The organism is Acinetobacter sp. SwsAc5, from assembly GCF_013391485.1.
GTDB classification, from domain to species: Bacteria; Pseudomonadota; Gammaproteobacteria; order Pseudomonadales; family Moraxellaceae; genus Acinetobacter; species Acinetobacter towneri.
Window position 1 is genome coordinate 1 of the sequence record NZ_JACAXD010000026.1, and the last position, 15034, is coordinate 15034.

Annotated in this window: 18 protein-coding genes; 4 read left to right on the forward strand and 14 right to left on the reverse strand. The window is 34.5% G+C overall.

From position 1 onward, the window contains the following. Positions 1-146 precede the first annotated feature (146 nt). On the forward strand, positions 147-584 hold the full coding sequence (locus HYG89_RS12810; protein WP_017480454.1) for a hypothetical protein: 438 nt from the start codon (positions 147-149) through the stop codon (positions 582-584). 61 nt (positions 585-645) lie between these two features. Here HYG89_RS12810 and HYG89_RS12815 read toward each other — a convergent pair whose 3' ends face one another. Genes HYG89_RS12815 through HYG89_RS12825 form a run of 3 tightly spaced genes read right to left on the reverse strand, consistent with a single transcriptional unit; the run spans position 646 to position 5280 of the window. After that, on the reverse strand, positions 646-1098 hold the full coding sequence (locus HYG89_RS12815) for a hypothetical protein (protein WP_004993232.1): 453 nt from the start codon (positions 1096-1098) through the stop codon (positions 646-648). Between the two features lie 10 nt (positions 1099-1108). Next, complete coding sequence (locus HYG89_RS12820) at positions 1109-2353, reverse strand: DUF1173 family protein (protein ID WP_015060702.1); 1245 nt, start codon at positions 2351-2353, stop codon at positions 1109-1111. 14 nt (positions 2354-2367) lie between these two features. Further along, positions 2368-5280 (reverse strand): AAA family ATPase, encoded by a 2913-nt coding sequence (locus HYG89_RS12825; RefSeq protein ID WP_017480453.1) that lies wholly within the window; start codon positions 5278-5280, stop codon positions 2368-2370. Between the two features lie 531 nt (positions 5281-5811). Here HYG89_RS12825 and HYG89_RS12830 point away from each other — a divergent pair. Then, on the forward strand, positions 5812-6348 hold the full coding sequence (locus HYG89_RS12830) for a conjugal transfer protein TraD (RefSeq protein WP_015060720.1): 537 nt from the start codon (positions 5812-5814) through the stop codon (positions 6346-6348). A 223-nt stretch (positions 6349-6571) separates the two neighbouring features. Here HYG89_RS12830 and HYG89_RS12835 read toward each other — a convergent pair whose 3' ends face one another. The 8 genes from HYG89_RS12835 to HYG89_RS12870 form a co-directional block, all read right to left on the reverse strand. Then, on the reverse strand, positions 6572-6802 hold the full coding sequence (locus tag HYG89_RS12835; RefSeq protein ID WP_017480467.1) for a hypothetical protein: 231 nt from the start codon (positions 6800-6802) through the stop codon (positions 6572-6574). Further along, positions 6789-7211 carry a hypothetical protein gene (locus tag HYG89_RS12840; protein ID WP_015060719.1) on the reverse strand — a complete coding sequence of 141 codons (423 nt, stop codon included), beginning with the start codon at positions 7209-7211 and terminating at the stop codon, positions 6789-6791. Before HYG89_RS12840 ends, HYG89_RS12835 begins: the two co-directional genes overlap by 14 nt. A gap of 160 nt (positions 7212-7371) precedes the next feature. Then, positions 7372-7608 (reverse strand): hypothetical protein, encoded by a 237-nt coding sequence (locus tag HYG89_RS12845; RefSeq protein WP_015060718.1) that lies wholly within the window; start codon positions 7606-7608, stop codon positions 7372-7374. A gap of 61 nt (positions 7609-7669) precedes the next feature. Then, positions 7670-8497, reverse strand: a complete 828-nt coding sequence (locus tag HYG89_RS12850) for a DUF3560 domain-containing protein (protein ID WP_015060717.1) — start codon at positions 8495-8497, stop codon at positions 7670-7672. A 233-nt stretch (positions 8498-8730) separates the two neighbouring features. Next, complete coding sequence (locus HYG89_RS12855) at positions 8731-9204, reverse strand: hypothetical protein (protein WP_015060716.1); 474 nt, start codon at positions 9202-9204, stop codon at positions 8731-8733. Between the two features lie 230 nt (positions 9205-9434). After that, positions 9435-10028 (reverse strand): hypothetical protein, encoded by a 594-nt coding sequence (locus HYG89_RS12860; protein ID WP_017480466.1) that lies wholly within the window; start codon positions 10026-10028, stop codon positions 9435-9437. A 310-nt stretch (positions 10029-10338) separates the two neighbouring features. Next, entirely contained in the window at positions 10339-10734 is a 396-nt protein-coding gene (locus tag HYG89_RS12865; RefSeq protein ID WP_005000189.1) for a hypothetical protein, read from the reverse strand. Between the two features lie 225 nt (positions 10735-10959). After that, entirely contained in the window at positions 10960-11265 is a 306-nt protein-coding gene (locus tag HYG89_RS12870; RefSeq protein WP_005000193.1) for a hypothetical protein, read from the reverse strand. Positions 11266-11652: 387 nt separating this feature from the next. On the opposite strand from HYG89_RS12870, the gene HYG89_RS12875 reads away from it, so the two are divergent. Both HYG89_RS12875 and HYG89_RS12880 read left to right on the forward strand, forming a co-directional pair. Next, on the forward strand, positions 11653-11829 hold the full coding sequence (locus tag HYG89_RS12875) for a hypothetical protein (protein WP_178867824.1): 177 nt from the start codon (positions 11653-11655) through the stop codon (positions 11827-11829). A gap of 26 nt (positions 11830-11855) precedes the next feature. After that, entirely contained in the window at positions 11856-12803 is a 948-nt protein-coding gene (locus HYG89_RS12880; RefSeq protein ID WP_256734011.1) for a hypothetical protein, read from the forward strand. A 640-nt stretch (positions 12804-13443) separates the two neighbouring features. On the opposite strand, the gene HYG89_RS12885 is transcribed toward HYG89_RS12880, so the two are convergent. Genes HYG89_RS12885 through HYG89_RS12895 form a run of 3 tightly spaced genes read right to left on the reverse strand, consistent with a single transcriptional unit; the run spans position 13444 to position 14790 of the window. Further along, a complete protein-coding gene (locus HYG89_RS12885) occupies positions 13444-13848 on the reverse strand; it encodes a hypothetical protein (protein ID WP_005000449.1) in 405 nt (134 codons plus the stop codon). Beyond that, positions 13845-14534, reverse strand: coding sequence for a ParA family partition ATPase (parA, locus tag HYG89_RS12890; RefSeq protein ID WP_005000446.1), 690 nt, complete (start codon positions 14532-14534; stop codon positions 13845-13847). The genes HYG89_RS12885 and parA overlap by 4 nt, the downstream gene beginning before the upstream one ends. Before the next feature lie 16 nt (positions 14535-14550). Beyond that, positions 14551-14790, reverse strand: coding sequence for a hypothetical protein (locus HYG89_RS12895; RefSeq protein ID WP_005000443.1), 240 nt, complete (start codon positions 14788-14790; stop codon positions 14551-14553). Between the last annotated feature and the right edge of the window lie 244 nt (positions 14791-15034).

The following is a 15034-nucleotide window of genomic DNA, read 5'->3' on the forward strand; positions in this document are numbered from 1 at the left end:
AAAATCATTTGAATGATTTCTTCTTGGTCTACGTGCCATAAAATACTCCATATATTGATGTTTATAACATCATTTGAGGAGCAGAATATCACTTATAGGAGTTGTTCAAATTTACGGATCCATCTCTTCTAAACATACTGAAAATTTTGATTTTCGTTGTAGCTTTAGTTATTTTTATTAAATTCATTATAAGTGAATACTTAGGTGTAATTTTTAGCAAAGAAATTACAGTTTTTGCGGGGATGTTTTTAGCACTCGCAATTCTTGTTTATGAAATTATTTCAATTTGTATATCTAGACTAATTAATAAAATTCACTATGACGCAGATCAACGTGAAGCTATTGAAACATTTGAAAAGCATCAACTTAATGTTGGCTTTATCGTAGCTGACTTGCCAAAAGATCAAAAAAACAATGAGTTAAAAGATTGTGTTGAAGCTTATATCACTCTAGCGAAACAAAATTTACCATTTGTTTTGATTAATTCAGACAATGTATCTACTTCAGGAATATATTTTTCAGGGCAACGTGGAAAGCGTGACCATAATAAATACAAAATCATCATTAAAAGAAACTTAGACTAAAAACAACCTTTTAGAAAAATAAAAAAGCCAGTATAGAACTGGCTTTTTTTGCTTAGTACGCTTAAAAATAATTTTCTTCAGGATACCTAATTCTTTGTAGAACAACTCCAATTAAGCCCGCTACAAGCATGTAAACCGCTTTCATATACCACATGCCCCACATAACGGTAATTGTGGTCGCTGAAAATTCTTGTACTGGCTGACCAAGAAAATTAGTTGTTTGATTAAATGATTTTTCTGAAGCTTCAAGCGCATAATAATTTAATGCAGGGAATAAGCAGACAACCAATAAAACAGCTACCGTAGGGTAAAGCATAGCTTTAGGTATATCCCATTTGATAGCAAAGTACAGCGCCACTACCAAAGCAATTAAGCCAACACTAGACTTCATTCCAGTGGCAAAATCTAAACCTACGGCACTTGAGCCTTTCCATACTAGAAAGCAAAAAACAGCTATCAGAAAAGCGACAAAGCCCGCAAAAATTTTAAATTGTTCCTGTTCTTGGTAATCCATATATGAATCCTTAACTATTAACTGCGGTGTCAGTATGATTGTTATAGCCTAACAACGGTTTATTTTCAGGTGGTGGAATGTCTACAACGTCCCGATCGACATTGACCAGAATTGATGTGAACTCACTTGAAGCAATCAATTCCTTTGCTTCAGTAATATAAGAATCTTCAGTCTGATCATTGATTAAGTAAAATGCCGTTGGTGGGTTGGTGTCTGTAAGCAATACGTTTGCAATTGGACTTTTAGGGCTTAGATTATATCGCAAGCACTTAATGAATGACCTATTCTGCATTGTAAGCGTGTCTAAGAGTTCTTTTTCACCCAAGCTCTCAAATGGTAGCCAAGTTTGATTTAAAGGCACTAGAGCAATTTCTTCAATCTTTGCGATACCACTATCCGCAAATCCAAAAGTCCCAATTGCTAATAGGTTTACATCGTCTTGATAATGCGCCTGCTCAAGCTCGGCTTCAAAGCGTTTATTAACTCGGCTATACATTTTTGCATCCATAAATAAATGCAAGGTTGGGGCATGTTTTAGAATGATTCTGCCCCCATCAAAACGTGCATCTTCAATAGACTTAATCACACCAATAAATATTTTTAATGGGCGTTTATTGCCTTTAACTTTCAGGTCTGCCAACTCTGCTTTTCTTCGGGCTTCAATCTCATTGTGTTTGGTTTGGTCGTAATATTCAGGGATATAAACCAATCCACTTAAATCATCTTTTTTATTCTTTTTATCATTCAAAGCTACTTTTAATGCCTTGCGAAATTGAAACCAATTATGCTTCATGTTCGGTTGGTGGCGGTTTAACAAAGCTTCTTCAAGCAAGTAATCTAACGTCCCTTTTAAGGTCAATTTTGTTGTTTCAGCTTTTACAGTATCTTTAGGTGTATCACTTGGCGTAGGCGCTTGTTTGGATACATTGCTTTTTGACAAACTGAACTCAAACTTTAAAACACTTGCCCCTGTTTCATCTGTCTTGATAGCTTCCCCAATAACCTCGCCTAGTCCTGAAATTTCAGTAGGTGGCTCATAGCTTAGGCAACTAAAGTCGTGCTGATCTGCGCTGTTAGGCATACGCTTTAAAACAAAGTTTTCGCCAATTTTAGCGATATACATTTCAATGTTTTTTTGTGGCAGACAAGCGCAAATAGGTCTAATCCCTTTTTGATAACACTCTTGCAAAATTGCCTGTGTTAATACTTCATCATCAGGACTAACAATTTTTCCATTATGTATAAAATTATTCATAAAACCGCCCTCATTTAATATTTAGGTGTGTTTCGATTAGGCGTATTTGGGTTTTTAATACGCTGATTAGGTGCATTCAAATTGTCTTTTGGTGCATTCGCTTTTTGCTTTAAAAGCTGTTCTCTAAACTCTGTATAGACTTCAGTTTTATGCCGTGAATCGAATCTAGCTTTTGACTGGTCTTTAAACTCATTAAAGTATTTATCTGAATATTCAAGATTCAATTTATTGAAAGGAATCTCGTATTCTTCATTTTTAATTCGTGCTTTCATTACTGGCTTATCTTTAACTTTATAAGCATCAATAACTTTTAATTCAGTACCTTTTTCAAAAGTTACCTTTTTAAATAGTCCTGTTTTAATCTCAAGATCATTAGTAAGTTTTACAAGCTCACCTTTTGCTATATTCATATTGCCGTTAAACTTAACGATCTCGTCACCAAGTAAGGCTTTAGATTTCAAACTTGCTCTAACTTCAGAAACGATTTCTTCTTTAGTGAATGTTTTATTTTCACTGGTCAATGAATACAGCTTGCTATTTATTCCAAACAATTCACGCTTATTCTCTAAATGCAATCTATGATCATTTAAATAAGACTTCATTAAATTATCTTTAGATTCTACAAGTGTGAAGTCTGTAGAGAACTCTTTAGTTTCTGAACGTCCAAGTACCTTTTTGAAGTTTTCAAAAGCCGTTACTTCTCTTTCTACTGGTTTGTAATTATGGTCATAAGAAACTTTACCGTCAGGGGTCTTAACAGTTTCTTTTTCATTAGTTGCAAAAGTTAAAGCACTATAATTGATTTGAATATTTTGCTTATGTCGAGTTAAAGCAACATAAGTTAAATTAGCATTCATATTTTCACTAGCTACAATATAAGCACTATCTACAGTCATACCTTGTGATGAGTGAATAGTATTTGCATAGCCATGTTTGAACTGGTCATATTCCTTTAAATCAACTCTAACAATTCTGCTATCACTTTCCATTTGAACCATCATAGCTTTAGGATTATTGAATTTATCCTTTTCAAAACCTATTACTTTAGCCAGTTCACCATTACTAACTTTCATCTGTGAATTATTTTGTTTGAATACAATTTTCTCACCGATGGAAATATCTAAATCACCTTGATAGTTTTTCACAGAAACACTTTCAGGATTAAGCTTACCTTGTTTGATAAGCAATGCTCTAGCCATTCGATTTAGTTCATTCACATCACTATTTGAATGAGCAAGCATTAATTTACTTTCGCTAGAATCTTCACTCCATGACTTAACAGTTTTAGCTAAAGCTAGATCATGAGATTCGTATTCATTAACCATATTAATAGATTTATAAATATCTATTGCTTTACCTACTTCATGCTTAGAAAGATATTTAGATGCTTGAATCATCTTGTCAGATTCTTTGGCATGTTTCTGACGTTGAATATCCTCTAGTGAAGCAATATTTTTCTTATCTAAGTTTTCTTGAATATTTGCAAATACATGACCCGCACTTACTGCACTTAACTGGTAACTATCACCAACTAATTTTATTTGTGCATCGTGTTTTTCTACAAGCATAAGCAAGCGTTGCATATCTCTTGAACCGACCATGCCTGCTTCATCCAAGATCAATACAGTTTTATTATTTATTTCTAAATTACCGCTATCATACTTAGACAAGAAAGAAGCAATTGTACTACTTGGAATATCACAATCATTCGCTATAGCCTTAGCTGTAATTGCCTGTAATGCGATTCCATATACTTGATAATCAGATTCTTTATAGGCTTCAGAAACGGCACTTAGAACGTATGATTTACCTGTGCCCGCAGAACCATTCAACAATGTAATCCGATCGGTAGAAGTTAAGGTATAGAATGCTTTTTCTTGCTCACTATTAAATGTTCTTGTTTCAGCAACACGTACCGCATTTAAAGGTAATTTCTCAACTAGATTAAATGGTTTTTGAATACGGCTTTCCTCATTAGCATTATAGATAAATGTTGAGATTGATTCCTCAATACCTACAAGCTCTTTAGAAGAAAATACGACTTTATCTTTACCATATAAAGTAGCCATATCAGGGCAAGTTATTACCGATTCATAAGCTTTTAAATATTGTTCTTCACCATCTGTATGAGCCATTAAAAAACGCTCTAGCTCACGCACTGAAAAAACAGATTGATTAGAAGTTAATGCTTTAATTGCTTCGCTTGGGCGCTCAATTATTATTTCACCATTTTGATGACGTACTTGCTTAATATTTTCATTGATATGGTATTTGTGACTGCTAACGTAATCAGCTCTAAAGTTTTGGCTAGACAATTCAATACCTTGCTCTTTAAAACTTCTATGATCAATACGTGCATCAATACCTAAGTTTTCACAAAAATCATTTACATGGTTAGCCCATTCTAGGCGGGTATCAACCACAAACATTTTAGAAGAAAAATAACGATCTTTACCCGCACCGCCCTTTTCAGGGTTTACTGGATTATAACGCTTAAAATGCTTTACTTCGTCACGCTCTATACCGTCTAATTTTCTTTCAGAAAACATAAGGTGAACATGCGGGTTTTGCTGACCATCACTAGCTAGAGGACTATGAATTGCATAAGAATAAGTGAAGTTTTCACCTAAAGTTTTTTCAACAAATTTCTCTACTAATTCTTCTCTTTGTTCTTTATTAAGTTCTCTAGGTAATGAAATTTCTAATTCAGTATAAACACGCCCATTAATACGCTCATTCTTATCTGCTGACTTCCAAAAGTGTTTTGCATCAGTAGCCCATGACGGTAAATTTCCAGATTTAATATTTTCTAAATCATCTCTTTTATACTTTCCATCACGGTTAATGTAGGCGTAATGATTTGCGCCACGAGTTCCTGTAGAACCGTATTGCCTGCCTGTCTTAACTGATAAGTGATAGATCGCCATTTTATGCCTTTTTTGCTTTTGCTTTTTCTGTTTCTCGGAGAGAAACGCGGAAGCGTGCATTCCTACTGCTATAGTCATGATAACCTCTCTATATATTCGCTACAAGTGACAAAACAAATGCTTGCATTTGTCCGATTTTGAAGCAATGCAAGGCATTGATTTTAAAAGCGGTTTTTGGGGCTGATTTTTGGCTTTTTTTGTAATTTATTTTTATATAGATATGGGGTTTCACCCCAAGCCCCACATAAGGGAATAATTCCCTTATGAATCCCTACACTTCGCCAGTGGGTCATCGGGGGTAGACACTTCGTTTACACCCCCTTTAGGATTAGTGTGTTTTTTTGATTTTTGCTGATCAATATGTTTTCAGATGAGCCGTGAGCCTATGGCTTCCGTTCAGTCTGAAAAATATTGACAGTGCTATTGCCTTTGCGAACTCTTATAGTTTTTTGTTGCTTTGTATTTTTTTGGGATTTTTTAATTTTTCATTGTGATATTATTTGATCACCTTATAACTTTTGGATTAAGAAAATGAATATTGAGGATTTTAAATTTACTGAAGATCAAAAAAAATTCGTCACTGAAGAAATTGATCGTTTAAAAAAACTTGAGAACAAAAGTCAAACTGAAGAAATTATCTTAACTTTAGTTTCTAACATTGAATCAGGTACGCCAACGAAACAGCAAATTAGTTCTTTTGAACGGATTATGAAAAATGAGTTTAAAAAATATAAAGCTCGTTTAGAACTGGAAAAAATCAAGGAGGATGAAAAAAAACTTCTTGCAGGTTTAAAAAAAGAAGTCCAAGTTGCACAAGCTAAAGATCGAAAAAAACGTGAACACAAGCTTATTACAATTGGCGCTCTTTTTGAAATGGTAGACTTCCCATCTGAAGATAAAGGCATTATCACTGGGATGCTTTTAAGTGCTATTGAAAATGCAAAAAATAACCCAAGTTATTTTGATAGTTTGAAAGCTTCAGGTGACAAATTTATTAATGATCGTGAACAAGCAAAAAAATCAAAAAGCACTTTAGTTGATAATTCAGGAAGTGTTACTGCTGAATGACTAAAATTGAAATATCTTATATTTTGTCGCAACCCTGCGGGATTGCTTTGTAAGTCCCGCTTAGGGGCAAAGGGGAGTAGTTGCGGTTCTGCGGTCAGCTCGACAAAATCACAGATTTTGTCGGCTTCGCTTGAACCTTGCAACGGTAATCAGGGAGGGAAGAATTTTTATATTTCTTCAGTTCGCAAAGTAGACACTTTGCTCTATTGATACCGCCTAGAGTTTAGTTTTTAATATCATCTTTAAAAATATATAAGCAGGCAGTACCAAATAGCAAAGTTGTAGCTAGATTAAAAAATATTTTAATCATTTCGTAAAAATCTTGATTTGGTTGTCCAAGATCATTGTACCAGTGGCTACTTATAAAATTCCCAATGTTATACCCTGCCAACATTCCTACAAGTGTATAAATAATTATCATCAGAATTTTAGATTTATACTTAGTGTTTTTCATTAAAATTTTCCATTTGCTCTATGTTCTCATAGTAATCTAATTCAGTTACTTTCAACTCTAACAATATTGAGTGATAAAAGTTTAATGGTAGATTCAAAAGTTCATTGTGTACCGCCCATAAATCAACTTCAGATTTAAAAAGCTTAGTGTATCTTGGTTTGCCTTTTTGGATTCTTTCGCTTTCTTCTGCAATTAGTTCGGCTCTAATTTTATTTAACATATTGATCATATCTATAGCTGTTTGATCTATTGTATAGATATATGAAGTTTTGCCATTCATCCATAATTGAGCATCACGCTTATTGAACTTTGTATTTTCTTCATAGACTACATTATAAAAATCTATAACCTGTTCCCGACTGTATAAGCCATTCTTAAAGCATTCTATTTTGAACTGTGCATTATTCATATTAGTGACCTCAATAACTTTATGTTAGCTCTTACCTGTTAAGACTATGCTTTTTTGCATATCCATAAATTTGATTCGCAATGAACCGCAATTTTTTTGCTTCATTGGAATATCACCCGCAAAAAAATTGCGGGCGACTTTATCACCACTTTTTTGGTTTCTATATTTGATTTAAAACCAGTAATGTTGATTCTAAATCTTCAATATGTACACCTAGTTTTTGGGCTAGTCTGTGCATGTTTTTATCATCAAGTATTCTTAGCGCTTTGTGTAATGATGCATAATTATTTAATGTAGAAAACTCCTCTATTTTATCATCAATGTAAACTTGATCTAACCCAGCATCTTTAAAACACTCGATCACCTTTAGCCCAACAAAAGATAATTTTTCAATCATTTTAACCTTTCCTTAAATTGCTTCATTGATTAGTAAAGAAAGCCCCGCAGGGCTTACTTTATTATATTTGATCTATAAGGCTTATTACTCGTTTAGATGCGTATATCCCATTTGCATTTAACTGGCGTACCCAAGCGCCCCGACTTGGCGACCATTTAAAACCATTACTTTTTAAAATTTGGCGTATTTCTTCCGTAGGTTTACCATCAAATATAAACATGCAACGGTTTTCTATTTTGCATTCTGTATATTTATAAAGATCGTTCTCAACTTCATTTGAAGTTCTATTTTCAAGTGTTTGCAATTCTGCAATACGCTTTTTCAAGCGGTTAATTTCAGCATTATTATTCTGAAGTGAATAGCTTGCAAAACCAATTGAGCCATATTTAGGATTTAATACGTCTATAGCTTTTTCTTCAGAGAATCCAAGTTCAATTAATCCCTCTAAACGTGCATTGTGTTCGGGAAATTTTTTAATTAACTTGTTAGCCTTTTTCATTAACTCTTGCGCCTGCTGTAACTTCTCAAGCTTGCTTTTAAGTTTTTCTATTGCATTAGGGTCGTCACTTGAAATACCGCCCTTGCCTACGCTATCAGCTTTATTTTGATAGTATTCGGCTTTCTTCATTTCCTGAACTGATTTACCCATAATAGAGTGAATTTTAGAACGAAAGTTTCTATCTCGTTTTTCACTATGATGACCAACTAAAACTGGCTGTCCAAACGGTATACATTCAACCATTTGATTTGAACGTGTCGCCAATACTGTGCTTTTTACTGTTGCTTTATCAGCTAAAGCTTCATAACGATCTAAGCGGTTTTGTTGGCGTTCTTCATAACGGTTTAAGCGTTCTGCTTTGATTGCATCATTGTTATTTTGGTCGTTCATAATTCAATACCTTTTTAATTTAAGTCGCCAATCGACTTAATAAAAACATTATACCTAAATTGATTTGTTAGTACAAAACAATATATGTAAACAAGTGTAATTTTTATTGTGTGTCTTGAATGCTTCAGATTTGCGCTGTAGCGGGTTGTTTCTCTTTCCTGTGGTTTTGGTCACTCCCGATCTGAACCAAGCCCGCAGGCATTAAAAAAGCCCCTTGCGGGGCTTCTTTTCTTTTAATAAATCAATTTATAAATTGCTGTAGTATCTAAAACATTCCTATTTTTATGTATAACGTCTTTTATGTAATCACTAAAAAAAACGGCTCTGCGATTGATTGCAGGTTTTGAGCTGTATGTCATCATTGCAATTTTAGACAATGCAAATAAATTTACCACAATTGAAAATTCTAGGGCATTCAGGTTAAACGCTTCGTCCCATCCATTTTCCATATAAAAAATTGAATCAGATTGCAAAGTCCAAAAGCCGTTTTTAGTTTCCCATACTCCCCCGTCATAGCTTTCACATAATCGGCTTGCTTCTTGATATAAGATATTTTCCCATACATAAATTGTATGAGCCATTGCAACTGTATAGCGTGGAAATTCGCTTTCTTGCATTGACTGCATAGCAACTAGGTCGGTTTTATTAAAGCTGTCATAGCTCATGTCTGCGATTTCTTCATCAGTCAACAAAACTAAATCAGTCATTTTTTAATTCCTTTGTATGAGGTCGCCAATCGACCTGATAAATACATTATACCTAAATTGATTTGTGAGTACAAAACAATATATGTAAACAAGTGTAATTATTATTGTGTGTCTTGAATGCTTCAGATTTGCGCTGTAGCGGGTTGTTTCTCTTTCCTGTGGTTTTGGTCACTCCCGATCTGAACCAAGCCCGCAGGCATTAAAAAAGCCCCTTGCGGGGCTTCTTTTAATTATGCGTATGATGAAACATAACTGCGCTTATAAACCTTTGTGCCTGTTGCTAGTGTTTCGTATTCGTGCGGTGTCGCTCTGATATAGCTTGTGATCATGATATAGCCGTCTAAAATTTTCTTTTTAATTGGTTCTCCAATAAATTCGTTTTGCTTTGGTGATACTTCACTTTGCATAAAAGCCGTATCATGTGAGCGTTTAGCAATTTCCCGAACTTCACAAAATGCGCCTTTCTTAGATACCACTTGATAAAATTCTACGTTGGTTTGTTCATAGCCCCAGCATGTAGATAAAATATCGCCTACCTGTAGTTCTTCACGGAATTTTTTTAAACGCTCTGCGGTTTTTTCTTTGTTCTGTAATTTTTGCTCATATCTTGCATTACATGATTGGATACTTTCCCCAACGGCTTGTTTTAAACGCTCAATTGTTCTGTAGTGAGTATTGATAAATGGTTTTTTTGCTTTTGCTCGATACGCCTTACATACAAGCATTTCAGTTGATACAAAAAAAACCGAACCGTCTTTAGCAGTTAAAACCAAACTGCCCTCATAGAACATTTGACCTTTTTCATTTTGAGTAAAATTTTTCATTTTCGAGTACCTTTTGTATGAGGTCGCCAATCGACCTGATAAATACATTATACCTAAATTGATTTGTGAGTACAAAACAATATATGTAAACAAGTGTAAAACTCTAGGCGGTATCAATAGAGCAAAGTGTCTACTTTGCGAACTGAAGAAATATAAAAATTCTTCCCTCCCTGATTACCGTTGCAAGGTTCAAGCGAAGCCGACAAAATCTGTGATTTTGTCGAGCTGACCGCAGAACCGCAACTACTCCCCTTTGCCCCTAAGCGGGACTTACAAAGCAATCCCGCAGGGTTGCGACTAGGGCAGGGGGTTAATAATCCCAACGGCTTGCAACTGATCTAAAGTAAATTGATTTTTCATAGCCTAGTTTTCTTTCTACTGAAAACTTCCAACGGTTTACCGATGGCTTATCTATTCCTGAAAAATAAATAGGGTTAAAATTTGGTACTCGATAAACCTTTCTTTTTTTACAGCTCGGAATGCAATTTAAAATTTCATCTGCAATCATTTCATTATCACATTCAAAAATTGCATCACTGCCCGCTTTAATCACTTTGCTTTTTTCTAGTACCCCATACCAATTAAGGAGAATATAAAAGCGGTATATATGGGAAATATCAACGCTATATAGCCCTTTCATATCTTTGTATGATTGAGCTGTTTCAACTATAGGCAACTCTAACGAAAGTTGTTCTTTACTGGTCATAACTCAAAGCCTTTTTTATTAGATCGCCAATCGACCTGACAAATATATTATACCTATATTGATTTGTGAGTACAAAACAATATAGGTAAATTAATGTAATAGCGTTATGCGCCCTGATTGCTCTTATTTTTCGCTGTAGTGGGTTGTTTCCCTTTCCTGTGGTTTTGGTCACTCCCGATCTGAACCAAGCCCGCAGGCATTAAAAAAGCCCCTTGCGGGGCTTACTTATGTTTGCTTTAGATAGGTAAAGTAAAAGTCTAAAATTTGTTTAAATAGATTAATTGCTTCGTGATGTGCTTCAGCAATATTGGAATGTTCATGGGTGAAATAAAACTCATGTGGTGCTTTATCTATGTAGATAGTAATAATGTTTGCATCTTGCATTTGACAGTTTCCAAAGGACACGCAAAATGTACCTTTTGGACTTTCAAGATAGGCTCTTGAGTAGTAATCGAAGTTTGCTTTTTCAAAAGCATTTAGTAGTTCAATAACTATTTTTTTAGTATCCAACTTTGTGAAAATATTGTTCATAATTAATCACCTATTATTTAAGTCGCCAATCGACTTAATAAATACATTATACATATAATGATTTGTGAGTACAAAACAATATATGTAAACTTTTGAAATTATTATTACTGCTATACTAATTAACATTAATACGCATAATATGATTTGTGAGTACAATACAACTTAGGTATAATATTAGCTCGAAAGTTTACGCACGTATTGGGAATGCTTCAGCATACCCAATGCTAAGTAAAGCTTTGAGCAATCAACCGACTGTAGGCAAGGGCTACCGTTCTCGCAGGCATAGAGGGCGATAGTAGAAACACTATATATAGTGGCTAGTAGGTATGAGATCCGCACTAGATATAGTGTTATAGAATTACTTAATTAAAAGCAGGGCAGGGCTTCATGGCGAACTTATCTAATGAATTTGCAATACCTTTAAAGGTCGTTACTGCACGTTGCCAACACTTGAAAGCAAGTTTTAAGGGTATCTTTAATAAGATTGAATCAAAGGCTATCAAGGGCTTTGTTGCACAAAGATTTCATAACTATATGATTTTAAAAGTTTTGATTATTTTTTGATCCAAAATTAAATTTATTTAAATCAGATGCTTACATATTTATGCAACAAAGCCGCTATCAAGTATAAAAACGATGATAAAAAAATTAGTTCTTTGGTCACTTGGGATGATTGGATATATGCAGGCTTAGACTGCTATGCTCCAGACTGGCAGAAAGGTTTAAATGTTGGTGATGCAATTCCCGATCATCTAATCAATAATTTGCCTTGTCCTACTGGTGAACTGGTCACGCTCGGTTCTTGGATGCTGACAAAGAATATTTATAGATTTGAAAATGAGGTAGCAACTGAACTAACAAAAAGTAAATTTGAGGGCAATTTGCCAAACTTTTTGATCAATGTTCCTGAGCTGTGCATTTACGTTCAAACTGATAATTTTGATTTGCACTTTCAGCAATCTAAAATTTATGGAGTGATATTTACCTTAACTGAACTTTGCTATCAAAAAGTTTTAGTATCTACGATTTTTCTTGATACTGGTTTAACTCGAACAATCGTCTTATTAGTCAATGAAGAAAAAGCTATAGAAGATTGTTTATCAGATTTCATAGATGAATTTCATGATGACCGTTCAATATTAGATGAAAATGAAATAGATCAATACCAATCCCTACAAAAGCAACTTATCAATATTTTGCTTTGGTTCAGTTTATCTAAGCCTGATTATGTCCCATTGCTTCCTGACAACCATAAGGAAAGGGTAGGCGTTCAGACCGTAAAGCGTGTGCCTAGATTATTTGAAGCCCAAAAGTACAAGCCTTTTATTGCAGGCAAGGAAATGTCTAAGCAGATTAAAGCCGTAAATGATCAATTAACTGAATATTCTAAACAATCATCAAAAGTACACCGCAGACCACATTTAAGGCGGGCGCACTATCACTTGTATTGGTATGGGGCAAAAGGTAGTTATGAACGATACGATTTTAAATGGATACCTATAACTTTAGTTGGCGGTACTATAAAAAATATGGACTGACCTTTTTGACATTTCCCCCGCACTCATAACCCACTTAAATCATTCAATAAAGTAGATGCCTGGTCAAGACTGCATACTTGCAGTTTTGACCAAGCATCGGAATATGATTTTTCACAGTAAGAGTTTTGGCCAAGTATGGACCAAGCAATGAAATTGCAAGTCCATACGTGCTAAAACGGTTTTAATTAATAGGGTAGGGCGGTTTTAATGGCGGGAAAACATAGAAGATAGACTGGCATAAGTAATGCCCAAAAGTAGCAAAATTCCACGTATTCGCAAAATTAGAAAACAGAATACAAGCATACTTAACCAAAAAAACTTAGTCCCAGTTAAGCTAGGGAAAAAGAACATAATAATTGCAGGCATTAAAAAGCCAGTGATGATAAGTACCCTGATTATAATTTTCTGCATGTCAGTCCCTCCAAAGACAAATAAGCCCCACTTATTGGCGGGGCGGTATTTCTAGCAACTTAAAAATATTAGATAGATAGGGTCGCTTATTTTGGCTCTCCAATTCATTTATAGCGTACTCAATTGCAACCTGATCTACCTGTGTAATTAGGTAATCAAAGTTTTTTTGATCAATTTCATTATTTATGATCACCTTATTTTTTAGATCATTTAGGTTCATATCAAGCCCTTAATTTTCATCAAGCTTTAATAAGTTTTCATTGATAAGCCAAGCCGATAATGCCTGTCTAATTTGGTCACTTCGGTTGATACCATGAACAGCCTTAAAGCTGTTTATCTTCACATCATACAAGTGATTAATGGTGTAGATTAATTGCTTAGAATTACCCTTACTTAATTCTTCACTGTATGGCGCACTTGGATTGTTTAAATAGAAGTCCAAAGCCGATCTAGCAATATCTGCTAGTACGACTTTTCTTTTATCCGCTACTTTCTCGATCTTTTTGTATAGATCGGGATTGATCTTAATTTTTTGAATTTTGTCAAAGTTCAAAGAATTAACAATGTGAGCCTTTTCATTTGCAATATGGGCATTGCTACTGGTCACAGTAGCATTGCCTTTAGGTGCTTTCATTCAGTCATTCCCTCACGTTGTAAAATTTCATCAATTAAAGCATCGACTTCGGCAATTGCTTTCTTATCCTGTTTCCCATGATCATCTTTATATTCATAGATAGACAAGCCCTCGCCCAATGAACGTGAAAAAGCAGTTCGTAACGCAATCTTAGTGTCCAAAATTGGTAAAGGGTAACTTTCAGCTAACCACTCTTTAACCTCATTAAAGACCTTAGTTTGTGGGTTTACGCCACTCAATAAAAAGTAAGCTGAAAAATCACGATAGCCCTTAATTTCATTGATTGATTTTAAGGTTTCTTTAGTAGCCCAAGCATCCAATGGACTTGTCGTATTTGGAACGATCGCAACGTCACAAGCTACAATAGCAAGGCGTGTTAATTCTGACTGTCTGCCTGCGCTGTCAGTGATTACAAAGTCATATTTTGATTTAATTTTAGCAATCTCTTTGGCTAAGTTGGTTTTTGGTACACCAATAACAGTAAAGCCTAAATCAATATCTGCTTCTTCACGTACAGTAGCCCAGTCAAGTGAACTAGCTTGCGGGTCACCATCAACTAACAGTACGTCATACCCACGTAGAGATAAGCCCATAGCTAAATTAATTGAAGTCGTTGTTTTAGATACACCGCCTTTCTGATTAACCAATGCTATTACTTTAGATAATTTTTCAGTGTTATTGCTCATGTTCTTTTCCTTTAAATTAAGTATTGTCTGTTGTTTTTACTGATCGTCTGCTTTCAGGAAGAATGCCTTTATCGACCATTGAATTAATTAAAAAATCTGTTTGGCTTAAATTGTTATCTTTGCAGAATTTAATAAGTTTCAACTTATCTTCATGGTTCATACGTGTTTGAAATCTATCTTCTTTGACAACTTCTTTAACACTGTTTTGATTACCAATCATTGTTGATCTTGTCTTACCTTTAGTAGATTTAATCATAGGTATATTCCCTAACTATTTATACATATATTAATTTGTACTCACAAAACAATCAAGGGGTATTTTAGATACTTTTGTAATTGTTCTCTATTGTTCTAATAGTTTGTTATTTAAAGTCTTTATAAGTAAAACTATATATAAGCAATACTTATATATGTACTGGGAATAGGCGCTATTACAATAAGGCGCTTATCTGCTTCAACCTCACAACCTTAGTCGTTTTCGCTTCGCTTCAACCGCCTTG